The 23,768-nt window shown below is 62.2% G+C and carries 26 protein-coding genes and 1 rRNA gene; 14 read left to right on the top strand and 13 right to left on the bottom strand.

Going from position 1 to position 23,768, the window contains the following annotated elements:
- The 3 genes from BANT918_RS15355 to BANT918_RS15350 form a co-directional block, all read right to left on the bottom strand.
- Positions 1–329: ribosomal RNA gene (locus BANT918_RS15355) — 16S ribosomal RNA — on the bottom strand; the annotation flags it as partial.
- Between the two features lie 46 nt (positions 330–375).
- A complete protein-coding gene (locus BANT918_RS17265) occupies positions 376–843 on the bottom strand; it encodes a hypothetical protein (protein ID WP_145996998.1) in 468 nt (155 codons plus the stop codon).
- 72 nt (positions 844–915) lie between these two features.
- Positions 916–1,590, bottom strand: coding sequence for an SOS response-associated peptidase (locus BANT918_RS15350; protein WP_233430536.1), 675 nt, complete (start codon positions 1,588–1,590; stop codon positions 916–918).
- A 52-nt stretch (positions 1,591–1,642) separates the two neighbouring features.
- Here BANT918_RS15350 and BANT918_RS15345 point away from each other — a divergent pair, with 52 nt between their 5' ends.
- The 5 genes from BANT918_RS15345 (at position 1,643) to BANT918_RS15325 (ending at position 6,423) form a co-directional block, all read left to right on the top strand.
- On the top strand, positions 1,643–2,158 hold the full coding sequence (locus tag BANT918_RS15345) for a MarR family winged helix-turn-helix transcriptional regulator (RefSeq protein WP_101621047.1): 516 nt from the start codon (positions 1,643–1,645) through the stop codon (positions 2,156–2,158).
- Between the two features lie 146 nt (positions 2,159–2,304).
- Complete coding sequence (locus BANT918_RS15340; RefSeq protein ID WP_101621046.1) at positions 2,305–3,471, top strand: acyl-CoA dehydrogenase family protein; 1,167 nt, start codon at positions 2,305–2,307, stop codon at positions 3,469–3,471.
- Position 3,472: 1 nt separating this feature from the next.
- Positions 3,473–4,531 carry an enoyl-CoA hydratase/isomerase family protein gene (locus BANT918_RS15335; RefSeq protein WP_101621045.1) on the top strand — a complete coding sequence of 353 codons (1,059 nt, stop codon included), beginning with the start codon at positions 3,473–3,475 and terminating at the stop codon, positions 4,529–4,531.
- Positions 4,528–5,304: an enoyl-CoA hydratase gene (locus tag BANT918_RS15330; RefSeq protein WP_101621044.1), complete on the top strand. Its 777-nt coding sequence runs from the start codon at positions 4,528–4,530 to the stop codon at positions 5,302–5,304. The genes BANT918_RS15335 and BANT918_RS15330 overlap by 4 nt, the downstream gene beginning before the upstream one ends.
- 150 nt (positions 5,305–5,454) lie before the next feature.
- On the top strand, positions 5,455–6,423 hold the full coding sequence (locus tag BANT918_RS15325) for an NAD(P)H-dependent flavin oxidoreductase (protein WP_101621043.1): 969 nt from the start codon (positions 5,455–5,457) through the stop codon (positions 6,421–6,423).
- Between the two features lie 7 nt (positions 6,424–6,430).
- Here BANT918_RS15325 and BANT918_RS15320 read toward each other — a convergent pair whose 3' ends face one another.
- On the bottom strand, positions 6,431–7,480 hold the full coding sequence (locus BANT918_RS15320; RefSeq protein WP_101621042.1) for an App1 family protein: 1,050 nt from the start codon (positions 7,478–7,480) through the stop codon (positions 6,431–6,433).
- A gap of 52 nt (positions 7,481–7,532) precedes the next feature.
- Positions 7,533–8,531: a tryptophan--tRNA ligase gene (gene trpS / locus BANT918_RS15315; RefSeq protein ID WP_101621041.1), complete on the bottom strand. Its 999-nt coding sequence runs from the start codon at positions 8,529–8,531 to the stop codon at positions 7,533–7,535.
- Positions 8,532–9,004: 473 nt separating this feature from the next.
- Between trpS and BANT918_RS15310 the strand changes: the two genes are divergently transcribed.
- Positions 9,005–9,382 (top strand): DMT family transporter, encoded by a 378-nt coding sequence (locus BANT918_RS15310; protein WP_208618141.1) that lies wholly within the window; start codon positions 9,005–9,007, stop codon positions 9,380–9,382.
- 2 nt (positions 9,383–9,384) lie between these two features.
- Positions 9,385–9,711, top strand: a complete 327-nt coding sequence (locus tag BANT918_RS15305) for a DMT family transporter (RefSeq protein ID WP_101621050.1) — start codon at positions 9,385–9,387, stop codon at positions 9,709–9,711.
- Positions 9,712–9,829: 118 nt separating this feature from the next.
- Here BANT918_RS15305 and BANT918_RS15300 read toward each other — a convergent pair whose 3' ends face one another.
- Positions 9,830–10,642 (bottom strand): exodeoxyribonuclease III, encoded by an 813-nt coding sequence (locus tag BANT918_RS15300; protein WP_101621039.1) that lies wholly within the window; start codon positions 10,640–10,642, stop codon positions 9,830–9,832.
- Between the two features lie 84 nt (positions 10,643–10,726).
- Between BANT918_RS15300 and BANT918_RS15295 the strand changes: the two genes are divergently transcribed.
- Positions 10,727–11,215, top strand: a complete 489-nt coding sequence (locus BANT918_RS15295) for a GNAT family N-acetyltransferase (RefSeq protein WP_101621038.1) — start codon at positions 10,727–10,729, stop codon at positions 11,213–11,215.
- Positions 11,216–11,300: 85 nt separating this feature from the next.
- Here BANT918_RS15295 and BANT918_RS15290 read toward each other — a convergent pair whose 3' ends face one another.
- Both BANT918_RS15290 and glyA read right to left on the bottom strand, forming a co-directional pair.
- Entirely contained in the window at positions 11,301–12,188 is an 888-nt protein-coding gene (locus BANT918_RS15290; protein WP_101621037.1) for a bifunctional methylenetetrahydrofolate dehydrogenase/methenyltetrahydrofolate cyclohydrolase, read from the bottom strand.
- On the bottom strand, positions 12,188–13,462 hold the full coding sequence (gene glyA, locus BANT918_RS15285) for a serine hydroxymethyltransferase (RefSeq protein ID WP_101621036.1): 1,275 nt from the start codon (positions 13,460–13,462) through the stop codon (positions 12,188–12,190). Before glyA ends, BANT918_RS15290 begins: the two co-directional genes overlap by 1 nt.
- Positions 13,463–13,630: 168 nt before the next feature.
- Here glyA and purU point away from each other — a divergent pair, with 168 nt between their 5' ends.
- The 6 genes from purU (at position 13,631) to putP (ending at position 20,610) form a co-directional block, all read left to right on the top strand.
- The gene (gene purU, locus BANT918_RS15280; protein ID WP_069599785.1) at positions 13,631–14,482 is read left to right on the top strand and encodes a formyltetrahydrofolate deformylase; all 852 of its coding nucleotides are present in this window, start codon (positions 13,631–13,633) and stop codon (positions 14,480–14,482) included.
- A 120-nt stretch (positions 14,483–14,602) separates the two neighbouring features.
- Positions 14,603–16,201, top strand: coding sequence for a phenylacetate--CoA ligase family protein (locus BANT918_RS15275; RefSeq protein WP_096161023.1), 1,599 nt, complete (start codon positions 14,603–14,605; stop codon positions 16,199–16,201).
- 38 nt (positions 16,202–16,239) lie between these two features.
- Positions 16,240–16,662: a hypothetical protein gene (locus BANT918_RS15270; RefSeq protein ID WP_069599783.1), complete on the top strand. Its 423-nt coding sequence runs from the start codon at positions 16,240–16,242 to the stop codon at positions 16,660–16,662.
- 13 nt (positions 16,663–16,675) lie between these two features.
- Positions 16,676–17,878 (top strand): hypothetical protein, encoded by a 1,203-nt coding sequence (locus BANT918_RS15265; RefSeq protein WP_096162661.1) that lies wholly within the window; start codon positions 16,676–16,678, stop codon positions 17,876–17,878.
- Positions 17,875–19,026, top strand: a complete 1,152-nt coding sequence (locus BANT918_RS15260; RefSeq protein WP_101621035.1) for a hypothetical protein — start codon at positions 17,875–17,877, stop codon at positions 19,024–19,026. The genes BANT918_RS15265 and BANT918_RS15260 overlap by 4 nt, the downstream gene beginning before the upstream one ends.
- A 63-nt stretch (positions 19,027–19,089) precedes the next feature.
- Positions 19,090–20,610 carry a sodium/proline symporter PutP gene (gene putP, locus BANT918_RS15255; protein WP_069599780.1) on the top strand — a complete coding sequence of 507 codons (1,521 nt, stop codon included), beginning with the start codon at positions 19,090–19,092 and terminating at the stop codon, positions 20,608–20,610.
- Between the two features lie 283 nt (positions 20,611–20,893).
- Here the strand turns inward: putP and rplQ are convergent, their stop codons facing one another.
- The 5 genes from rplQ to rpmJ all read right to left on the bottom strand — a co-directional run bounded on the left by rplQ (position 20,894) and on the right by rpmJ (position 23,736).
- A complete protein-coding gene (gene rplQ, locus BANT918_RS15250; RefSeq protein ID WP_096158460.1) occupies positions 20,894–21,436 on the bottom strand; it encodes a 50S ribosomal protein L17 in 543 nt (180 codons plus the stop codon).
- A gap of 23 nt (positions 21,437–21,459) precedes the next feature.
- Positions 21,460–22,458, bottom strand: coding sequence for a DNA-directed RNA polymerase subunit alpha (locus tag BANT918_RS15245; RefSeq protein WP_009884957.1), 999 nt, complete (start codon positions 22,456–22,458; stop codon positions 21,460–21,462).
- Between the two features lie 150 nt (positions 22,459–22,608).
- The gene (gene rpsK / locus BANT918_RS15240) at positions 22,609–23,013 is read right to left on the bottom strand and encodes a 30S ribosomal protein S11 (RefSeq protein WP_009884958.1); all 405 of its coding nucleotides are present in this window, start codon (positions 23,011–23,013) and stop codon (positions 22,609–22,611) included.
- Between the two features lie 51 nt (positions 23,014–23,064).
- Positions 23,065–23,433, bottom strand: a complete 369-nt coding sequence (gene rpsM / locus BANT918_RS15235) for a 30S ribosomal protein S13 (RefSeq protein ID WP_009884959.1) — start codon at positions 23,431–23,433, stop codon at positions 23,065–23,067.
- Positions 23,434–23,622: 189 nt separating this feature from the next.
- Positions 23,623–23,736, bottom strand: coding sequence for a 50S ribosomal protein L36 (gene rpmJ / locus BANT918_RS15230; protein WP_009884960.1), 114 nt, complete (start codon positions 23,734–23,736; stop codon positions 23,623–23,625).
- Between the last annotated feature and the right edge of the window lie 32 nt (positions 23,737–23,768).

Here is a 23,768-nt window from a genome sequence, read left to right as displayed (position 1 = left end):
CGTGTCTCAGTCCCAGTGTGGCCGGTCGCCCTCTCAGGCCGGCTACCCGTCGTCGTCTTGGTGAGCCATTACCTCACCAACAAACTGATAGGCCGCGAGCCCATCCCCAACCGAAAAAACTTTCCACTCCAACTCATGCGAGTTGGAGTCATATTCGGTATTAGACCCAGTTTCCCGGGCTTATCCCGAAGTCGGGGGCAGGTTACTCACGTGTTACTCACCCGTTCGCCACTCATCCACCCCAGCAAGCTGGGGCTTCAGCGTTCGACTTGCATGTGTTAAGCACGCAGCCAGCGTTCGTCCTGAGCCAGGATCAAACTCTCCATAAAAAAATTATGTTGCGTTTATAACCCCGGCAAGACAGTCAAGCAACGATCACGGGGTGACCGCTGTTGACCTAAAAATTTCATACCCACACACAACAAAGTGCCCATTCCCGGCGAGGGGAACGAACACTGGTGTCTGGACATGTGATTGTCTTACCAGAAAAAATGTTTCTGGCATCACTATCTGTTCAAACAAATACGCTATTGGATTCTCAAACCACACACACTCACCCATCACCACAAACCATAAATGGCCGCGTTCACTGTGGGTGTCAGTTTCAATTGTATACATTTTGCCTTGCGGCTCGCCGTACCAGCGAATATCCACTCTACAGTGTTGTTTCGACCTTCGCAACTTGAAGTTCATCTTCAGTTTGCTGCGATCAATCCTGATCAGAGTGACCGTTGCCGTTCCTTGCGGGCTGGCAACTCGGTACACACTACACACATCCAGCGGGCTGTGCAAAACCGGCCGGTTTTGGCCTATTCCACTCAGGCGAAACAGTGCCTGAGACATCGAGTGGTCCGCTGTGCCGACCGATGTCTCACCGGGATCGCCTGCTGTTTCGCATGACCGTGCAGAAGTCGGTCAGCTCACGGGTGTGGTGAGTTCTGGACCGTCGTTGCGAACGTTACCCACACTCTTGCCCACTTTATGTCGAGTCACACTCGCCGGGTCGACCTGCGCGAGGGTCGATTTCAACAGTGGAGGCACGTCGGCACTCGATACCGCTGGGTTGATCCATTCATCGACGGCGCCATGGCCGAGGAAGACCGGCATCCTATGGTGGACATCGCACAGATGCCCTGCCGCTTCCATCGTCAGGATCGTCGTCGACACCAACCAGGACTGGTCCGGCTGCTTCCAGAACTCGAACAGGCCGGCCATGAACAGCGGGTCATCACCTGCCGCTGACATCATCCATGGCTGCTTGCCGTCCTCCGTGGTCTCCCACTCGTAGTAGCCAGGTATCGGAAGCGCGCAGCGTCGCCTCTTGATGGGCTGTCTGAACATCGGCTTCTCAAGGACAGTCTCCGAACGCGCGTTGAATGCTTTGAAACCGATCTTTGCGTCTTTCGCCCACCCCGGGACCAGCCCCCACGAAGCGGTCTCCAGTCGCCGTATCAGCTGTCCTTCATCGTCCAGTCGTTCGACGACGATCGGCACGAAGGAACCCGGGGGCACGTTGTACCTGGGCGTGTAGTCGTAGGAGATGACGTCAAGGCGGAGCTCATCGGCGAGGTCTGCCGGATCGAGAGACATATTGAGTCGACCGCACATGCGCTTATCTTCTCACTTCACTACACTGTCGACAATGGCGGCGGAAAAGACAGCAGCGAGCAGACTCGACCCGATCGAGGAGTCCCGGAAACAGTGGCTCGCCCACGGCTGGAATGATTCCACCGATGGCATGACGACCGTGATCTCAGTGATGCGAGTCCATCAGCTGTTCCTCGCCAAGGTCGACGCCGCGCTCAAGCCATTTGCGCTGACCTTCTCACGGTACGAAGTCCTCACTCTCCTGTCGTTCACCAAGTCGGGGACATTGCCGATGTCGAAGATCTCGGCCCGACTCCAGGTCCACGCCACGTCGACGACGAATTCGGTCGATCGACTCGAGAAGGCCTGCCTTGTGAAGAGGCGCAGCCACCCCGATGACCGTCGCACCACGCTCGTCGAACTCACCGAGATCGGCCGTGAGCTGTCTTCACGCGCGACTGCCGCCCTCAATGACGAGGTCTTCAGCTCACCTGCGCTGGCCGAGGCCAATCTGAGCGGACTCCTCCCCCACCTCGAATCACTGCGGTCCGAACTCGAAGATCACGCCTGAAGCTGCCGCCCTTCTGCTGACCAGCTCTTCGACGAGCCAACTGGCCATAATTAGTTGGACGTCCAAGTAATTTCTCCGTATCGTAGTGAATGTCATCACGTATGCGAGAAGCCTCAATCGTGAATAGCCCCAACCGTGGAGGAACAATGTCCCGCAGCACAGCAGCTGCCCTGCCGTTCGGTCTCACCGAAGAACAACAGACAATCTCCGGCATGGTGCGCGAATTCGCCGACTCCGAGATCGCTCCGCATGCTCTGGAGTGGGACGCCGACCACCACTTCCCCGTCGACGTCATCAAGAGGTCCGCCGACCTGGGCATGGGCGGAATCTACGTCAGCGAAGAAGCCGGGGGCACCGGCATGGGGCGCATGGACGCCGCCCTCATCTTCGAGGCGATGTCGACAGCCTGTCCCTCGGTCGCCGCCTACATCTCCATCCACAACATGGTGGCGTGGATGATCGACAAGTACGGAGATGCTCCGCAGAAGGAGAAGTACCTCGCTCCCCTGGTCTCAATGGAGCACCTCGGCAGCTACTGCCTCACTGAGCCCAACGCCGGTTCCGATGCTGCCGCTCTGCGCACCTCGGCGCGAGAGGACGGTGACTCCTATGTCCTCAACGGTGTCAAACAGTTCATCTCCGGCGCCGGCACCTCCGACACGTACCTGGTGATGGCACGCTCCGGTCAGGACGGATCGCGTGGAATCTCCGCGTTCATCCTCGAAAACGGCATGGAGGGACTCTCCTTCGGCCCCAACGAACAGAAGATGGGATGGCGGGCTCAGCCGACCCGACAGGTCATCATGGAAAACGTGCGTGTGCCGAAGGAGAACCTCCTCGGCGAACCGGGTCAGGGCTTCAAGATCGCCATGTCCGGACTCGACGGAGGCCGGCTCAACATCGGAGCATGCTCGCTGGGCGGTGGGCAGTCCGCGTTGGAGAAGGCCATCGACTACATGGGCGAACGACAGGCCTTCGGCACTGAGCTCTCCGCATTCCAGGCCCTGCGATTCGAAGTCGCAGAGATGCAGACCAAGCTCGAGGCTGCCCGCTCCCTCCTGTGGCGAGCTGCCAGCGCCTACGACGCGGGCGATCCGAACACCTCGCTGCTCTCGGCGATGGCGAAGCTGACAGCCACGGATTCGGGCTTCGACGTCGCCAACAGGTCACTCCAGTTGCACGGCGGCTATGGCTATCTGACAGAGTATGGAATTGAGAAGCTGGTGCGTGACCTGCGCGTCCACCAGATTCTGGAAGGCACCAACGAAATCATGCGCGTGATCATTTCGCGCAAGAGCACAGGAGTGGGCTGATATGACGACTGAAGCTGCGGCATCGCCGAGCGAACCCTCCGTCATCACCTCGAGTCACAACGGGGTGGGGCGGATTGAACTCAACAAACCGAAACTGATCAACGCACTGAGCCAGGAAATGGTGGGTGCCATCGATGACGCGCTGAAGAGCTGGCGCGATGAGGACACAATCAAGACGGTCCTGGTCACCGGACGCGGGGAACGCGGACTGTGCGCCGGAGGCGACATCAAGGCCGTGTACAACGACATTGTGGCCGGCACCGATGAGAACGCTCGGTTCTGGAATCGCGAATACAAGATGAACCATGAGATCTCCGAATTTCCCAAGCCCTATGTTGTCATCATGAATGGCATCACCATGGGCGGCGGTGTCGGAATCTCCGGCCACGGCTCACACCGCATCGTCACCGATTCCACGAAGATCGGGATGCCAGAGACTGGGATCGGCCTGTTCCCCGACGTCGGCGGCACACATCTGCTGGCCAATGCGCCGGGCGAACTCGGCACCCATCTGGCACTGACCGGACTGCCGGTCGGAGCGGGAGCAGCGCTGGCCATGGGATTGGCCGACTACTACGTTCCCGACGCAGATGTGCCAGGGATCATCGCCGAGCTCGAAGCAGGCGGCGACGTTGAGACGGTGATCGGGCGCTACGCCACCGATGCTCCGGAGAACGAACTCGCCGAGGCCGCGAGCTGGATCGACGAATGCTATACAGGAGAGCGGGCGGAGGACATCGTCGCAGCGCTGGCCGCGCATGCGGATCCTGACGCCAATGCCGCAGGGAAACTGATCGGGACCAAGGCTCCCACTTCGGTGAAGGTGACTCTGGCCGCCCTCCGCACAGCCGGAAACATGTCCTTGGCCGAGGTCCTCGAACAGGACTACCGCGTCGCCGTCGCGCTGACGCATCGTCCGGACCTCAAGGAGGGCATCCGCGCTCAGGTCATCGACAAGGACCGCAACCCGCAGTGGTCACCGGCCACATTCGACGAGGTCAGCGACGAAACAGTCCACGACATCCTCACCACCGATCACAAAGAGAAGGTGTTCTCATGAGCGACTACGAAACCATCCTCACGGCCGTCGACCAGGGCGTCGCCACCATCACGATCGACCGCCCGAAGGCTCTCAACGCGCTGAACATGCAGGTACTCACCGACGTCACAGATGCGGCCACCGCATTCGATGCCGATGATGAGGTCAAGGCGATCATCATCACCGGCAGCGGCAAGGCCTTCGCCGCGGGCGCCGACATCAAAGAGATGTCCGACCTCGACTTCGCCACCGCGTTCAAGGCCGACTGGTTCGCCGGCTGGACCCGTCTGACCAACGTGCGCAAACCGGTCATCACCGCTGTCAACGGCTTCGCCCTGGGCGGCGGCTGCGAGCTGGCGATGATGGGCGACATCCTCATCGCGTCGTCGAAGGCGAAGTTCGGCCAGCCCGAGATCAACCTCGGCGTCCTCCCCGGCATGGGCGGATCCCAGCGTCTGACTCGTGCCATCGGCAAGGCCAAGTCCATGGACATGTGCCTGACCGGGCGCATGATGGACGCCGAGGAGGCGGAACGTTCAGGCCTCGTCGCACGTATCGTCGAACCCGAGGAACTGCTTTCAACGGCCAACGAGATCGCGCACACCATCGCGTCCAAGTCCCGCATCGCCTCGGCGATGGTGAAAGAAGCGGTCAACACCGCATTCGAAACGACCCTCGAGCAGGGACTGCGTTACGAACGTCGTCTCTTCCACTCCACTCTGGCCACGAACGACCAGTCCGAGGGAATGGCCGCATTCGTCGAGAAGCGGGACCCGAACTTCACGGATTCCTGACCCACCGCACGACGCCGCAGACCACGCGCGGCTGCAACGATGGCGCAGGCGAGTCGAACTCGTCTGCGCCATCGTCGTCTCTGCCCCCATGATCACTTTTAACAATCGTTCGGTTAGAGTGGAAACGTTCATCCACCCAAAGGAGGCACAATGAATTCTTTCGCCAATCTTCTCCCTCAGCTGCGACTTCCGGTGTTCGGCTCCCCGATGTTCATCGCATCCGGGCCCGACCTGGTCAAGGCCCAGTGCCAAGCCGGCATCATCGGCTCCTTCCCCACGCTCAACGCCCGTCCGGCCTCGATGCTCACCGACTGGCTGGACGAGATCCGTGAATCCAACGCCGCGTTCACCACTGCGAACCCCGATCGTCCGGCGGCACCGTTCGCGGTGAACCTCATCGTTCACCGCTCAAACAACCGTTTGGAGGCCGACCTCGCCGAGGTGGTACGCCATCAGGTGCCCATCGTGATCACTTCCTTGGGTGCACGTGAAGAGGTCAATGAGGCCGTGCATTCCTACGGCGGCATCGTCCTCCACGACGTCATCAACAACAAATTCGCGCACAAAGCCGTGGAGAAGGGCGCCGACGGTGTCATCGCCGTGGCTGCCGGTGCCGGTGGACATGCCGGAGCACTCTCACCGTTCGCCCTGGTCCAGGAGATCCGGACCTGGTTCGACGGTCCGCTGCTGCTCTCCGGAGCCATCGCCCACGGTCGTTCGGTCCTTGCCTCCCTGGCCGCGGGCGCGGACTGCGCCTATGTGGGCTCGGCCTTCCTGTCGACGGCAGAGGCCAACGTCGCCGAAGACTACAAGCAGATGGTCGTCGACTCCGCCGCCGAAGACGTCGTCTACTCCAGCTACTTCACCGGAGTCAAGGGCAACTACCTGCGCGGTTCGATCACTGCCTCGGGCCTCGACCCCGACAACCTTCCCGACGCCGACCCGACGAAGATGGACTTCGGCACGAAGGAGGGCTCGGACTCGAAGGCGTGGAAGGATATCTGGGGCTCGGGCCAGGGCATCGGCGTCCTCGGTACCAAGCGCACCACCGCAGAACTCGTCGAGAGCCTGGCCGCAGAGTTCGAAGCCGCGAAGAAAGACCTCGCCGCTCGCAACTGAGCCGAGCTCAGATCGTGGAGATGATGCCCCGTTCGGTCAGGCGTGAGGACAGTCCTGCACCGTCCGGGGCATAAATCCACGGCACGCCCTGACCGCGACCGTGGCGCTTCGAACGACCACCAGCCCAAACCGCTTCGCCCACGGTGAGCTGGCGGATTGCGACCGCGGCGACATTGTCGGGATGGTTGTCCACGAACTCTCCGTAGACTTCTTCGTCCTTCTGACCGTCATCGCCGATGAGCAGCCATTTCATCCACGGGAACTCACGCGATAGCCGCTCTAGAGAGTTGCGTTTGTGCTCCTTGCCCGAACGGAAGACTCGAGTTGTCGTCGGTCCCCAGTCGGTGAGCAGCAGGGGCCCCATCGGGTAGAGGTTGCGGGAGAGGAACCGTTTGATCGTCAGGGCCGAATTCCAAGCGCCCGTTGACAGATAGACCATCGGTGAGTTTGGGCGCATATAGGTGATTCGGTCGTAGAGAACAGCCATCCCCGCCACCGGTGACCTGGCATGCTCGCTGAGGACGAAGGTGTTCCACGCGGCCAGAAACGGCCGGGGCAGTGAGGTGACCATGACGGTGTCGTCGATATCGGAGATGATGCCGAACGTCGAGTCCTCGCCGATGATCCGCACCGCAGCGGAATCGACGAGCGACCCGTCGGTCCACAGTTCGATCTCCGTCTCACCGGGCTGAAAGTCACCGGGAATGACCGTGTCGATGATGCCGCCCCGGTCAGCAGTGACCATGTGCTCTTCGTCGTTGACGCGCACCCATGCAGTGTCGTTGGGCAGAGGCACACTGACAAAGGACTTCCACCCCCGGATGCTCGCCTGCAGATCCGCGGCAGGCTGACCGGTCGGGGTCAGGACCAAACGGCCGAGCACTCTCACCCACCCGGTGCCGCCGTACGTGTCATAGGCCATGACCGTGCGTTGATAGGTGTGGTCGGTGGCGCGGTTCTGCAGCCAACCGTTGAAACGGTCTTCCATCCGTGCCGCGGTGTGCAGCATATCTGGAGTGAGGTTCAGCGGTCCCTCTTCGGGTTTCTTCTTCGCCACGGTTCTTCCTTCACACTCGTCGCACGTCAGGTCGGATCGGGGTGCAGCCAGCTCAGATGAAGCCGACCCTGTCGTAGACGTCTCGCAGAGTCACCTCGGCGATCTCATTGGCCTTCGCCGCACCCGCATCGAGGATGGCCTGGAGCTGCGCCCGGTCCTGCAGGAGCTCGTTGGTGCGCTCACGCACAGGGGTGAGGGCTTCGACGGCGATCTCGGCGAGGTCGACCTTGAGGTGGCCATACATCTTCCCCTCGTACTCGGCGACGATGTCGTCGAGCGACCGCGAGGTCAGGGAGGAGTAGATCGTGAGCAGGTTCGACACTCCCGGCTTGGCCTCCGGGTCGTAGGCGATCTCCTTGCCATCGTCGGTGACGGCGGACTTGATCTTCTTCGTCAGCGACTTCGCGTCGTCGAGGATGTCAATGCGGCCCAGGGGGCTGGGCAGGGATTTCGACATCTTCGAGGCGGGGTTCTGCAGGTCGTAGATCTTCGCGGTGGCCTTGAGGATCTGTGCTTCGGGTACGACGAAGGTCTCACCGAACCGGTAGTTGAAGCGTTCGGCCAGGTTTCTGGTCAGCTCGAGATGCTGGCGCTGGTCCTCTCCGACGGGCACCATCTGCGGATTGTAGAGGAGGATGTCGGCGGCCATCAGCGCGGGGTAGGTGAGCAGGCCCAGGGACACATGCTCCTGCTTGGCCGATTTGTCCTTGAACTGTGTCATCCGACTGGCCTCGCCCATCGATGTGGTGCATTCCAGGATCCATGACAGCTGCGGGTGAGCCGGGACCTGCGACTGGACGAAGATCGTCGACTTCTCCGGGTCGATGCCCGCAGCAATGAACTGCGCAGCCGTGCGCAGGGTTCGCTCGCGCAGATCGCTCGGGTCCTGCTCGACGGTGATCGCGTGCATGTTCGCGATGAAGTAGAAGGCATCGTGTGACTCCTGATGCGCCACGAACTGCTGCAGAGCTCCGATGTAGTTACCCAGGTGCAGTGAGTCAGAGGTGGCCTGAATGCCTGAAACGGTGCGTGGCAGAGAAGAAGTCGTCATGTGACTATGATGCCACTTCACCGGGGAGTCTTTGCAGTCCGCCCCTGTGCGAGCCGAGGACTCGGGCGAGACGGTCGCTGCTGCGGCGACGAGATCGTCTCGGCCGTGACGACTGTGTCAGGGCTCAGCAGCTGATTCAACGATGCAGACACGCTTGTCGGCTCTGGTGGCACCCTTCACGGAGACCGTGAGTTTCGCTCCTACAGGTCTCAACGCGCAGAAATCACAACGAGAGGTCATCAGTACGAGAGGTCAAGACCCACTGGGACGAGCATTCCCCACTCAAACAAGAGTGACCGTGTTCCCTGTGCTGTGACAGCGGCATCGAGAGGAGAGATACCAGAACCAGCGCAGGCACACATCGCCTCGAGCGGCTCGTGAAGGGCCTGCGGGATCGGCTTCGCCAAGGTGCTGGTCCCTGGTCGCTTGACCGGCGATTTCCCTGCCGAATGACGATGCTCGATAATTATCATGTGAGCAAATGGCTATTTCTGATGGGCGCCATCATCGCCGAGGTGACTGGCACTCTGGCGCTGAAGGCAGCCCTTGACTCCCCCGCCCTCTACATCGTCGTCGGTCTCGGCTATGCCGCGGCCTTCGTCTTCCTCAGCCTTACCCTCCGCGTCGGTATGCCGCTGGGCATCGCCTACGGAATCTGGGGTGCTGCGGGAGTCGCGCTCACCGCGGTCCTCTCTCTCGTCCTTTTCGCTGAACCGCTCACACCCGTCATGATCACCGGAATCGTCTTCATCATGGCCGGCGTCATCCTCGTCGAGGTCGGCAACCGCGAAGACGACGCGCACCAGACCGTACTGGACGCACCACAGCGCGATCCAGGAGACGAGTCATGACCATCGGCTGGATTCTTCTCGCCATCGCGATCATTCTCGAGGTCGCGGCCACTATCTGTCTGCGCATGGCATCGGTCGGCGGCAGCAAATGGTGGTATGCAGGAGTCACAGCCGGGTACCTCATCTCGTTCAGCCTGCTCAGTCTGACGCTGCGCACCGGCATCCCCTTGGGGGTGGCCTACGGGATCTGGGCTGCCACCGGGGTGGCGCTGACTGCTCTGGCCGGCCGCGCCTTGTTCAAGGAGAAGCTGACGCGGAAGATGCTCATCGGCATCGGTCTCATCCTCATCGGCGTCCTGCTCATCGAGCTCGGCTCCTCACATGCCTGAACGATCAGCCAGCCAGAACACAGCAGCCCTCCGGGCGCTGAGCAACCTTTAGCGGGGTTGCCCAGCGCCCGAAGGGCTGCTGAGACGGTCTATCTGTCAAGCCCGGCAGGCTCGGCCCCTACTTCGGGGCTGGAACCTCGTAGTCGATGACGAGAGGGGCATGATCGGACCAACGCTCGGCCCAGCTGTCGGCCTTGTCGACCGTGGCCCTGACTGCCGCCTGGGCAAGTCCCGGTGTCGCCATCTGATAGTCGATGCGCCACCCCGCATTGTTGTCGAAGGCCTGACCACGCATGGACCACCACGTGTAGGGACCGTCGACATCGCCGCTGAGCTTCCGGTGCACGTCGACGAAACCCACGTCACCGAAGAAGCCGTCGAAGTATGCGCGCTCCTCGGGCAGGAAGCCGGCCTTCTTGCGGTTGGCCTTCCAATTCTTCAAGTCCCGTTCGGTGTGGCAGACGTTGAGGTCACCGGTGATCAGCACGTGATCTGCGGTCTCTGCGAGTTCAGGCAGGCGCACGGTCATTCGGTCGAGGAAACGGTATTTGTCCTCCTGCTTGGGAGTGTCCACCTCACCGGAATGGACGTAGGCCGACACGAGTGTCAGCAACGACCCGTCGCCGAGGCGATAGTCGGTTTCCACCCACCGGCCGGCCCGATCGAAGTACCCGTCCGTACCGAGTCCTTCGCGGACCTCGACAGGCTGAGTTCGAGCCATGACGGCCACCCCGGCACGTCCCTTCGCCTCGGCGTCGTGGCTGATCGTGGTGTACCCGGTGTCCTCGAGCACTGTGAGGGCAATGTCGTTGGCGGCCCTGACTTCCTGCAGCGTGATGAAGTCAGGTTTGGCGCTGTCTACCCAGGTGGGCATCCCCTTTCTCCATGCCGCTCGAACTCCGTTGACGTTGACTGATGCAATCCGAATCATGTGTTCTATCATGGCATGAGCGCACTACTCATCCGGGCCTGGGCGTTATAGAGTGATGGAAAGAAGTATATTTCAGGAGGCGTAATGGCTGTAGACGAGACTTTCGATTCTGAGCAGCTGAACATCAGCCCGCTCGACGAAGTAGACGCCCGTGAGATGCGAGAGTTCCTGCTCAGTGCGCAGGAGAAGTTCTGGGGAGACCGGGACCTGAGCAGCGATCACAATGCCTATTGGTTCCACCAGTTCGTGACCTCGGGACTGGTCGCCAGGTACCGTTCGGAGATTGTCGGCTATCTGCTCGGCGCGATCCCCCATGACGGTCCTGCCTACATCCACCTGGTTGCCTCTCGGTCGGATTTCCGCCATCGGGGAATCGGTCGACACCTGTACCAGCACTTCATCGAACACTCGCGAGAGTTGGGTGTCTCATCGGTGCAGGCGACAACCATGCCAGATTCGTCCGCAGCGATCTCGTTCCATTCCTCACTCGGTTTCACCGGTGAGCTCATCGAAGGCTACGCGGGCACCGGAGATCCGCGTGTGTTCTTCGAGCTCAAGCTCCTCGAGGAGTGAACTAAATGGTTTGACCAGCAGAACAGAGACCGGCGGCCTCCCACACAGATGTGTGGGAGGCCGCCGGTCTGAGACCATGAACCGTTCAGGCGGCTGCGGCACTCCGCTGAGCGACGTCAACGACATTCTTCAAAAGCAGTGCCCGAGTCATGGGCCCAACTCCGCCGGGATTCGGTGACACCCAAGCCGCTACCTCGGCGACGGCAGGGTCCACGTCTCCCACGATCTTCGACTTCCCGGTCTCCGGGTCCTCTTCGCGTGAGACTCCGACGTCGAGGACGACGGCACCGTCCTTGACCGCATCGGCGGTCACGATCCGGGCCGATCCTGCGGCGGCGACGATGATGTCGGCCTGAGCCAGCAGCTCGGGCAGATTCTTCGTCCCGGTGTGGGTCAGCGTCACCGTGGCGTTGTACTCACGGCGAGTCAGCAGTGCGCCGATCGACCGGCCGACGGTGACGCCGCGGCCCACGACCACAACGTGCTTGCCGGCCAGCTCGATGCCGTTGCGCTGCATGAGTTCGATGACCCCGCGAGGGGTGCACGGCAGCGGGGTCGTGATCTCCCGGTTGACGTTGAGCATGAGCCGACCGAGGTTGGTCGGATGCAGCCCGTCCGCGTCCTTGGCCGGATCGATGCGTTCGAGCACGGTGTCCGTGTCGATGTGGGACGGCAACGGCAGCTGCACGATGTACCCGGTGCATTCGTCATCGGCGTTGAGCTCGTCGATGACCGACAGGAGCTCGTCCTGGCTCACCGATTCCGGCAGGTCACGACGGATGGAATGGATGCCCACCTCGGCGCAGTCACGGTGCTTACCGGCCACGTACCACTTCGAACCGGGATCCTCGCCGACGAGGACCGTGGCCAAGCCGGGGACGATGCCCCGCTCGGCCAGGTTCGCGACGGCAGTCCGCAGCTCGTCCTTGATCTCCTTCGCACAGGCCTTGCCATCAAGGATCTGTGCTGTCATCAGTACTGCTCCAGATCTTCGTAGAGGGGGAAGTTGTCGCTGAGCTTCTTGACCCGAGCGCTGAGGGCCTCGACGTTCGCACCGGGTTTGAGTGCTTCGGCGATGACGTCGGCGACCTCGGTGAATTCGGCATCGCCGAACCCACGGGTGGCCAGAGCAGGGGTGCCGATGCGCAGACCGGAGGTCACTATGGGCGGACGGGGGTCGAACGGAACGGCATTGCGGTTGACCGTGATTCCGACCTCATGCAGCAGATCCTCCGCCTGCTGTCCGTCCAAGGCTGAGTTGCGCAGGTCGACGAGGACCAGGTGAACGTCGGTGCCTCCGGTGAGGACCGTGGCTCCGGCGTTGGCGACGTCGTCGGCCAGGAGACGCTCGGCCAGGATCTGAGCACCGCGCACGGTCCGTTCCTGACGAGCCTTGAACTCTTCAGAGGCGGCCAACTTGAACGCCACTGCCTTCGCGGCGATCACGTGCATCAGAGGTCCACCCTGCTGCCCCGGGAAGACTGCGGAGTTCAGCTTCTTCGCGTACTCCTCCTTGCCGAGGATGAAGCCCGAGCGAGGGCCGCCGATGGTCTTGTGCACCGTCGAGGACACGACGTCGGCGAAGGGCACAGGGTTCGGATGCAGGCCGGCGGCGACGAGACCGGCGAAGTGGGCCATGTCGACCCAGAGCTTCGCTCCGACCTCGTCGGCGATGTCGCGGAAGGCCTGGAAGTCGAGCTGACGCGGGTAGGCGGACCAACCTGCGACGATGACCTCTGGACGGTGTTCGAGCGCCCGCTCGCGCACCTTGTCCATGTCGATGCGGTAAGTGTCGGGATCGACTTCGTAGGAGGCGACGTCGTAGAGGCGGCCCGAGAAGTTGATCTTCATGCCGTGTGTCAGGTGACCACCGTGAGCCAAGGAGAGACCGAGCATCTTGTCACCCTGGCGGGCGAGCGCGTGCATCACGGCAGCGTTGGCGGAGGCACCCGAGTGCGACTGCACGTTGGCGTATTCGGCACCGAAGAGGCTCTTGGCCCGGTCGATGGCCAGGGTCTCAGCGACATCGACGTACTCGCAGCCACCGTAATAGCGCTTGCCCGGGTAGCCCTCGGCGTACTTGTTCGTCAGCACGGAGCCCTGTGCCTGCAGCACGGCGCGCGGCACGAAGTTCTCCGAGGCGATCATCTCCAGAGTCGAACGCTGGCGACCCAGCTCCTGGTCGAGGACTTCCGCAATCTGGGGATCGATGTCTGCAAGCGAGGCCTGCATCGTGTTATCAGTCATGTGTACACTCCTGTGGCATCCAAAGTGATGAGTGGGACGCCGCGATCGGCTCCGCGAGTACCCGAAATCAATGCTAACAGCGAACCAGATCACACCGATGGGCCGTTCGTCATCCGGATGATGGGCCGGTTGCGGGGCAGCGTGGGGCAGGCGATTAGAATCGAGCGCATGAGTCGAGAATGGATCCTGCGAGTCACCTGCCCGGACGCAACCGGAATCGTCCACGCCGTGACCGGGGTTCTGGCCTCACTCGGGGCCAACATCACCGAGTCCCAGCAGTTCTCCTCCCCCGATTCTCTGCAGTTCTTCCTCCGAGTCCAGTTCGTCACGAGCGCGGATGCCGAGGCGGGAACTGTGGAGTCTGCCCTCGCCGAGGCGGCCCACCGTTTCGACATGACGCTCAGTCTCCAACCGGTGGAGAAGAAGACGCGGACCCTCGTCCTCGTGTCCAAGGCCGCCCACTGCCTCAACACCCTGCTGTTCCAGCAGAGCTCAGGGCAGCTGCCCATCGACATCGTCGGAGTGGCCGGCAATCATGATTCGATGCGCTCACTCGCCGAGTTCCACGGCCACGACTTCCACCACATTCCGATCACCCGGGACACGAAGGAGGCCGCCGAGGCGAGGCTGAGTCACCTCGTCGAGAGCCTCGACGTCGAGCTCATCGTCCTCGCCCGGTACATGCAGATCCTCTCCCCCGATCTGTGTGCTCGGTTGGAGGGGCGGGTCATCAACATCCACCATTCGTTCCTGCCCAGCTTCAAGGGGGCCAAGCCCTATCACCAGGCGCATGCCCGCGGGGTCAAGATCATCGGCGCCACCGCCCACTACGTCACCCCCGATCTCGACGAGGGCCCGATCATCGAACAGGACGTGGCCCGCGTCGATCACAACCGCAATATCGCCGACTTCGTTCAACGTGGTCAGGACGTCGAAGCCGCCGTGCTTGCCCGGGCCGTGGCCTGGCATGCCGAGGGTCGGGTCCTCATGGACGGCCACCGCACGGTCGTCTTCAACTGATCCGACCCCCTCGGCGGGACCACCGGCAGGTCCGGCCACCTCGGCGGGTTGATGATGCGATTCTGACACAAATTCGAAATTTGCCGCCCGGGGATCGGTGACCTGGGCTACGGTCACATTATGAGCCAGCCCCAGACCAGAGTTGCCGCCGATCTCCAACGCCTGCCGATCCCCCGCGGTCCGGTGAATCTGGCCCGCCAGGCCGTCCTGCGCCTGGCCAACGTCGGACTCACAGCAGCCTACGGAGCCTACCGACTCCACCCGGCGATCTGGAGGTTCACGGCCAAGCACTACCATCCGGGCCTCGAACCCTTTGCGAAGCTCAATGCGTGGATGATCTGCCAACAGGCCTCACTCGATGTTCCGGCCTATCAGGACTATCTCGCACGAACCGGCTTCACCTTCAGATGGTGGGACCTCGATGCCTATACGCCGACGTCCAAGGATGATTTCGTGCGCCGGTACAGTGAGGAGCACCGCTGCTGGGACGGACGGATCCAACGAGCCGGCACGGTCGTCGACGAATCGTCCGGCTCCTCCGGCACACCCTTCAACTGGATGCGGTCGAAGAAGGAACTCGACACCGTCCACAAGAACGTCGCCGGCTACGTGACGATGCTCTTCAAAGACAAGGACCTCTTCTGCATCAACGCCTTCTCCATGGGCGCATGGGCCACGGGAACGAATACGGGCCTGGCGATGGCCAAGGTCGCCATGGTGAAGAACACCGGCCCCGACCTCGAGAAGATCCTCGACACGATGGCCCATTTCGGACCGGGCCACACCTACCTCATCAGCGCCTATCCCCCGTTCCTCAAACACCTCGTCGATCGGATGGACTCCGAACCCGGAGTCTGGGACGAGTTCCGGCTCAACGGCTTCGTCGGGGGTGAGGCCATGACCGAGGGCCTGCGCGACTACGTGCAGTCACGCTTCCATCGGGTCTACTCCGGATACGGAGCCAGCGACCTCACGATCGGCATGGCCGGCGAGTCCGATCTCTCCGTCGTCATCCGCCGGGCCCTGGCCCACGACCTCGACTTCCGCGCCGAGGTGCTCGGACCTTCCGAATCCCGAGTGCCGATGGTCTTCCAGTACAACCCGCTGGAGACCTATCTGGAGACGAACGAATCCGGGGAGCTCGTCGCGACGATCAACTCCGCTGCGGTGATGAGCCCACGGCTGCGCTACAACATCGGCGACGAGGCGACCCTCATCGACTTCCCCCGCATGGTCGAACTCACCCGCAGGCATCCGCAGCTGGCCGCCGAATGCTCCACGGCGTTCGCCGACAACGGCATGAAGCTGCCGTTCGTGCTCCTCTTCGGCCGCGCCGATTCCACCATCTCGTATATGGGTGCCAACATCTACCCGCTCGACATCGAGAACGGGCTCTACCGCGACAACCCGCAGGCTCATCTCATCGAGTCCTTCCGGATCGAACTGCGTGAGACGCACAACCATGAACAGCGCCCGACTCTGCACATCCAGTTGCGCGAGGACAGCCAGGAGCTGTCGGCACCTGAGCGCGCCGAGATGGCCGAGACCATCCAAGCCGGAGTCCTGGGCCACCTAGCCTCGGTGTCCCGAGACTTCGCACAGAGCATGAAGGAAGATCCGACGACCGCGGAGATCCACATCGAGATCCACTATTTCGCCACCGGTCCGTTCACGGCCGATGTCGCCAAGATCAAGAACGTGTACGTCCAGAGGACCTGAAACGTCAGCACCCATCATCCAGCGAAGGAATGGAACCCATGAGATCGAATGATTTCTCCAAGGCCCCACCCCAGGCCCGCGCCGAGGTGGTTTTCCTCGGCGCAAACAGGTATCGCAATCCCCTGGTGATGGTGGGTCAGCTGCGGCGTTGGCCCAAACTGGCGAAGGGACTCAAACGGGCGCCCGGGTACATGTGGCACCGCAGCTATTACGAATTCCCCGACCGCATCGGCCTCATCGTCGCCTTCGCGACTCGGGATGACCTCATGAAGTATGCCCGCACCCCTGAACACGTCGAGATCATGAAATGGCTTGTCGGCGGCGCAGGCTCGTCCCCGGCGAAGGGCGGATTCATCCGCATCCTCAACGCCGAGGAGTGGGGCTACACGAATGGAGAGTTCCGGGCCGAGGACTCCCGGCTGGGCATGATCGACCAATTCACCAAGCTCAGCTCCGAATGAAGGTCGACACCGAATGAAGGCGAAACGGGTCAGGACTCGTCAGGATCTGGCCGACTTCATTGAGCTGGCACCGCAGTTGGCCGCGCAGCGAGGCGACTCGGAGCACTACGTGCCCCTCTTCACCTCAGACATCAAAGAGTGGTTCGCCCACCGAGGATGGTTCAGTGAACCCGTCGAACTGTGGCTCATCCTCGACACAGCCGGTCGGGCCGTCGCTCGCACCATCTGCCATCGCTCGCCGGAACTGGCCCAGAAGGTCGCAGTATCGGATCCTGAACCCTCGGCTGCCGGGCACGCTCCGACAACGCTCTTCTTCGGCGCGATCGAGGCCGCCGACGAGGCTGCACTTGACCACCTCATCGCCTTCCTCACCACACGGGCCAGGGAGCTCGCGGCCGAACGGCTCTTCGGTCCCGTCTCCCCCCTGCCCAATGTCACCGGCGGTCTGCTGCTGTCCGGCACCGAGCATCCAGGCTTCTTCGACTCCGCCTGGAACCCCGCTTTCTTCGCGCCTTCGTTCCACAGCGCGGGATTCGCCGACTGGGGCCGAGCCCACACCTGGGAGGTCGAGGTCGGCTCGATCCCTGCCGCGCGGGCCACCGCCGTCTCCGAGTCCGAATGGGCTCAGCACGGCCTACGCAGGCGCAGGGTCTCCCGCACCGGTCTACGTGCCTTCGCCCGCAGACTGCTGCCGACGCTCAATGCCGCATTCGCACAGCTGCCGTACTACACCCAGATCTCGCGCGCCCAGCTGCAGTCCCAGATGGCAGGGTTGCCTGCGCTCATGGATCCCGCTCTCGTCCTCGACATCGTCGGCAGCGACGAGCCCGAGGCTGCACCTTCCCGGTGTTTCACTCTCGTCATCCCCGACCCCGTGCCGATCCTGCGCAGGCACGGCGGTCGGCTCGGACCGCGCGCAATCCTCGAACTCGTCATCAACCGTCGACGCCTGCGCGATGCTGTGCTCATCATTCAGGGCACCGATCCCCGCTTCCAGGGCCAGGGCATCCTCTCTCTGGTCATCCGTGATCTCAACGCCGGCCTTGCCGCCGGAGGCTACCGGCGGCTGCGGGTGACGTTCATCGCCGAGGACAATCCCGCCTCGGCCGCGGTCTTCGAGAGGTCAGGCGGCAGGGTCCTGCACGAACTCACCTTCCTCGACCGGCATCTCACCGCTGCCAGCACTCCCGTCCCGCTCGAGGAGCACGGACGATGATGCCGATCACCGCGACTCTCATCGCTGAGCTCTTCGCACACGCGGCTCGCTCCCCCTCGGCGCACAACACTCAGCCCTGGATTCCTCATTTCGCTCCTGCGACGACACCAGCATCCCCCGCCGAGGTGCACGTGGCCGTGGATCCGGCCCGCACCCTTCCGGTCGGCGACCCGAATTCCCAGGACCTGCATCTGGCCATGGGATGTTGGGTGGAGTCCTTCACCATCGCCGCCGCCGAAGTGGGCATCGACGTCGTCATCGGATCGGTGCGAGGCCGCGGACCCGCACTCGAAATCCGTCTGCTCCTCACAGCCCTCCCCGACCAGCCGGGTGCCTCTGACCTCTGGCCGAACTTCACCTCCGCCGACCTGCAGCACCGTCAGGTCGATCGGGGGCCGCTGCGCCGAGCCGAGGAGCCCTTCGCCACAGCATTCGCTGCCGCCGAAAGGGCGCTGGCTGCCTCGAGCATGGCATCGGTCGAGGGCACGGCACTCGTCGAAGTGCCCCATCACCTGTGGGAGACGAGCCTGGCACGTGCGACCCGATATTCGTACTCCCATGCTGACATCTTCACCGAAACCCTCGAGTGGCTGCGGTTCGACCGCCGAGCGACCTCCTACGCCGAAGACGGGTTGAGCGCGGACTGCCTGCAGATCCCAAGACCTCTGGCCGCGGTCGCCGCCCGACTCAACACGGCCACCCTGCGGCCGTGGATAGGTGGGCTCACCTCGGCGGCCTTGGCACCCGTGGAATTCGTGGACAGCCTGCGGGCCACGGTGGTGCGGAGAACATCGAGAGACCGAGGGTCGCCGGCACAGGCGTCCACCGACGGGTCCGCGCCGCTGCATCACCTCGTGCTCGTCAAGGACGCCACCGCCTCTTCCGCAGGTGGCGACTCTCTGGCGAGACAGGATATCGAGCTGGGGCGAAACCTGCTGCGAACGTGGCTTCTGCTCGACCAGCATGACCTGCGCGTTGACGTGCACTCGGAGATCAAGGACTGCCCACAGACACGATCCGCTGTCTCCGACTATCTCCTCAACGACCATGGTCTGCATGCGGTGCCAGTGGCCGCGTTCTCCGTCGGACGCTCGACAACAGCGGTACCCCGCTCCTCCCGTCGCCCTGTGGAGCCAATACACAGTTGATTCACGTCGAGTACTGAAACTGTTGTAGAGTCGCCCCGGTTTACAAAAGGAGACGACTTAAGAATGACGGAAACCACTTTACGCACAATTGCAATCGTCCTGTACTTCGCAGGAATGCTGGCCATCGGCTGGTTCGCGTACCGCAAGACCAAGAACAGCCTCGACGACTACATGCTGGCAGGCCGCGGACTGCGCCCCAGCGTCGCGGCACTCAGCGCCGGAGCATCTGACATGTCGGGCTGGCTGCTCATGGGTCTGCCGGGAGCGATCTACCTCTCTGGACTGGTCGAAGCCTGGATCGCTGTAGGTCTGACCATCGGGGCCTGGGTGAACTGGAAGTTCGTGGCCCCACGTCTGCGTGCCTTCACCGAGAAGGCCGGTGATTCGATCACCATCCCCAGCTTCTTCGAGCAGCGACTCAAGGACAACACACGTCTGCTGCGCATCGTCTGCGGCATCATCATCCTGGTGTTCTTCACCTTCTACGTGTCCTCCGGGATGGTTGCGGCAGGCAAGTTCTTTGAGTCGAGCTTCGGTCTGAACTATATGGCCGGGATGCTCATCGTCGCGGCCATCACCATGGTCTACACCCTGTTCGGCGGGTTCCTCGGTGCCACGCTCACCGACGTGGCCCAGGGGCTGCTGATGTTCGCCGCCCTGATCGCTGTGCCGATCGTTGCCGTCTTCAACGCAGGCGGTCCCTCAACCGTGATGTCCAACGTCAAGGACATCGATCCCAGCCTGCTCAGTCTCTTCGGCAGCGGACCGTTCTGGGCCGGAGGCACCTACCTCGCTGTGATCTCAGCTCTGGCCTGGGGTCTCGGCTACTTCGGTCAGCCGCACATCATCGTCCGGTTCATGGCCCTGCGGACACCGGCAGATGCCAAGGTCGCTCGCCGCATCGGTGTGGGCTGGATGGGAATCTCGGCCCTCGGCGCCATTGCCACTGCGATCGTTGGAATCTCCTACTTCTCCGATCATGCCGACATGAAGCCGACCGACCCGGAGACAGTGTTCCTGGACCTCGCGCAGATCCTGTTCCACCCGTTCATCGCGGGACTCGTGTTGGCCGCGGTGCTGGCAGCGATCATGTCGACGATCTCCTCACAGCTCGTCGTCACCTCCTCGGCGCTCATCGAGGATCTCTACAAGATCGTGGCCCTGCGCACGGGTTCGAAGCGCACGCTGCAGGACAAGACCTATGTCCTGCTCGGACGTCTCGGCATTCTCGTCGTCGCGTTCATCGCGGTGCTCCTGGCGATCTCGCCGTCGAACAGCATCCTCGACCTGGTGGCCTTCGCGTGGGCCGGATTCGGGGCGTCGTTCGGACCGGTTGTCCTGCTGACCCTGTTCTGGAAGAAGCTCAGCAACTGGGGCGCACTCTTCGGACTCATCTCGGGTGCGGCAGTCGCGTTCATCTGGGGACAGTTGGGTACCCCGTTGACCGAGCAGATCTACGAGATCATCCCCGGCTTCGCCGTCAACCTCGTTGTGGCGATCGTGGTCAGCAAGTTCACGTACAAGCCCAATGCGGACACCGACCGGGAATTCGACGAGTCTGTCGAGCTTTCCCGCGTGAAGTGACGATGCGGCAGTTCGCCTGACGAGTACCTGCTCATCGGGCGCACTTGCCCCGTCGCCATCACTACGCCCTACACTCAGCGGCTATTCCTCCACCAGCAACGGGAGGAATAGCCGCTAAGTGGTTCCTGCCCCACTCCGGGTGCGACATGCTGCTGCCGGTAGGTGTTACGCGCTCATTCCTACGGAGGGCGATAGCTCCCCCGCTACGCAACCACTCCCCTGTGAATACACTTCAGGCGGGCACCCATCGGGTGCCCGCCTGAGATGTTGCGACGAAGGAGCCTTACTTGGTCTCTTCGGTGCTTTCCTCGGTTGCCTCTTCAGCGACCTCGTCGGTTGCGGCCGAATCGGCTGCTTCCTCGGTGGTCTCTGCAGGAGCCTCTTCGACGACCTCTGCGGGTTCGTTCTTCGCAGCGGCGGTCTCGGTGGCCTGCTCGGCTTCCTTCACAGTTGCCTGCTTAGGCGAGTAGGGCTCGAGAACGAGTTCGATGACGGCCATGGGCGCGTTGTCACCGGCGCGAGGGCCGATCTTGGTGATACGTGTGTATCCACCGGGACGCTCGGCCATGGTTTCGGCGATCGAGGTGAAGAGCTCGTGCACGATCGACTTGTCGCCGATCTTGCCGAGCACGCGACGACGGGCAGCGAGGTCGCCCTTCTTCGCAGCGGTGATCATGCGCTCCGCAACCGGACGCAGGCGCTTGGCCTTGGTCACGGTCGTGGTGATCTTCTTGTGCTCGAACAGGGCCGCAGCCATGTTGTTGAGCATCATGCGCTCGTGTGTTGGGGAACCTCCGAGACGAGGACCCTTGGTTGGGGTTGGCATAGTGTCTTACTCCTAGGTCTTAATCAGTACTGTTCGTCTTCGACGTAGGACTGGTCCTCATCAACGAGACCGGCTTCGAACCCGGCGGGACTGTCCTTGAGGCTCAGGCCCAGCTCGTTGAGCTTGGCCTTCACTTCGTCGATCGACTTCGAACCAAAGTTGCGGATATCCATCAGATCGGCTTCGCTGCGAGCAACGAGTTCGCCGACCGTGTGGATGCCTTCGCGCTTGAGGCAGTTGTAGGAGCGCACGGTCAGGTCGAGATCTTCGATGGCCAGAGCCAGATCAGCAGCCAGGGCTGCGTCAACCGGCGATGGGCCGATCTCGATGCCTTCGGCTTCGACGTTGAGTTCCCGAGCCAGGCCGAAGAGCTCGACCAGTGTCTTGCCCGCAGATGCGATGGCATCGCGCGGGGTCATCGACGGCTTGGTCTCAATGTCGAGCACCAGGCGGTCAAAGTCGGTGCGCTGCTCAACACGAGTAGCCTCGACCTTGTAGGTGACCTTGAGAACCGGCGAGTAGATCGAGTCAACGGGGACCCGACCGATCTCTGCGTCCGCGTTCTTGTTCTGAGCGCTCGAAACGTAACCGCGTCCACGTTCGATGGTCAGTTCCATGTCCAGACGGCCTTCACCATTCAACGTGGCGATATGCAGATCCGGGTTATGGATCTCGACTCCGGCAGGAGCAGAGACATCGGCGGCAGTCACGGTGCCTGGGCCCTGCTTGCGCAGGTAGGCAACGACAGGTTCGTCGAATTCCGAGGACACGACCAGGGACTTCAAGTTGAGGATGAACTCAGTGACATCCTCCTTGACTCCTGGAACGGTGCTGAATTCGTGGAGCACTCCGTCAATCCGGATGGATGTGACGGCGGCACCTGGAATCGACGACAGCAGGGTACGACGAAGTGAGTTGCCGAGGGTGTAGCCGAATCCTGGCTCAAGTGGTTCGATGGCGAACCGTGAGCGATTCTCGGAGACGACTTCTTCCGTGAGCGTTGGGCGCTGTGCAATGAGCACGTGGGCTTCCTTTCAGCGAACATCCGCTATATGACGTTCGCACTGCACGTCATGGCCTGAAGCCATGAAGAACGGTTCGGTTTATCTTGGAATCCGTTCTGTGATCGATGCCGGGCTGAGCCCGACATCAATCACAGATCCACGGAAGGATCAGCCGCGGCGGCGCTTGGTGGGACGGCAGCCGTTGAAGGGAACCGGAGTGACATCCTGAATGGTGCCCAGTTCCAGACCGGCGGCCTGCAGCGAACGGATCGCGGTTTCGCGTCCCGAGCCTGGTCCCTTGACGAAGACGTCGACCTTCTTGAGGCCGTGCTCCTGTGCGCGACGGGCAGCGGACTCCGCGGCCATCTGCGCGGCGTAAGGGGTCGACTTGCGCGAACCCTTGAAGCCGACCTCACCTGAGGAGGCCCAGGAGATGACAGCACCGGTCGGATCAGTGATCGACACGATGGTGTTGTTGAACGTTGATTTGATGTGTGCCTGGCCGGCAACGATATTCTTCTTGAGCTTACGGCGAGGCTTGCGCACTGTAGCGGCGCGTGACTTGGGAGGCATGTGTTTTACTCCTGATCGAGGTGGTTGATGCTGGTCAACCGGGTGAGCATGTTACTTCTTCTTACCGGCCACGGTGCGCTTCGGTCCCTTACGGGTACGCGCATTCGTCTTGGTCCGCTGTCCGCGAACCGGGAGACCGCGGCGGTGACGCAGGCCTTCGTAGCTTCCGATCTCCACCTTGCGGCGAATGTCGGCAGCAACCTCACGGCGGAGGTCACCCTCAACCTGGAATGTGCCCTCGATATAGTCACGCAGCTGGACGAGCTCGGCATCGCTCAAGTCCTTCACACGGGTATCAGGGCTGATTCCCGTTTCTGTCAGGGTCTGGCTCGCACGGGTGCGGCCCACACCATAGATGTAAGTCAAGGCGACCTCCACGCGCTTTTCACGCGGGATGTCGACTCCGGCAAGTCGTGCCATAGGTACTATCTCCTGTTGTAGTTCCGGAGGTGCTGATGCAGACCTGTCCCTGGTTTCCCAAGGTCCTCGGCCCCCGACCGAAGGTGTCGCCCTGTCACTGCCTCAGAAGGCGGTGGTGCTGGCGAGGTCTGCGCGGGTGTGGTGCTGCTGAAGCCCCTTGCGGGTGCCTCTATCTGCTCGAAGAGCTGCTCAACCCTGGCGCTGTTTGTGACGCGGGTTGGAGCAGATGACGATGACCCGGCCGTGACGGCGGGTAATCTGGCAATTCTCACAGATCTTCTTGACGCTTGGCTTAACCTTCATGGTTTTTCCTTCTTCCGACCCTTACCCCTGCG

It is taken from the genome of Brevibacterium antiquum CNRZ 918 (assembly GCF_900169145.1).
Taxonomy (GTDB): domain Bacteria; phylum Actinomycetota; class Actinomycetes; order Actinomycetales; family Brevibacteriaceae; genus Brevibacterium; species Brevibacterium koreense.
This window is presented reverse-complemented; position numbering and strand designations above follow the sequence as displayed.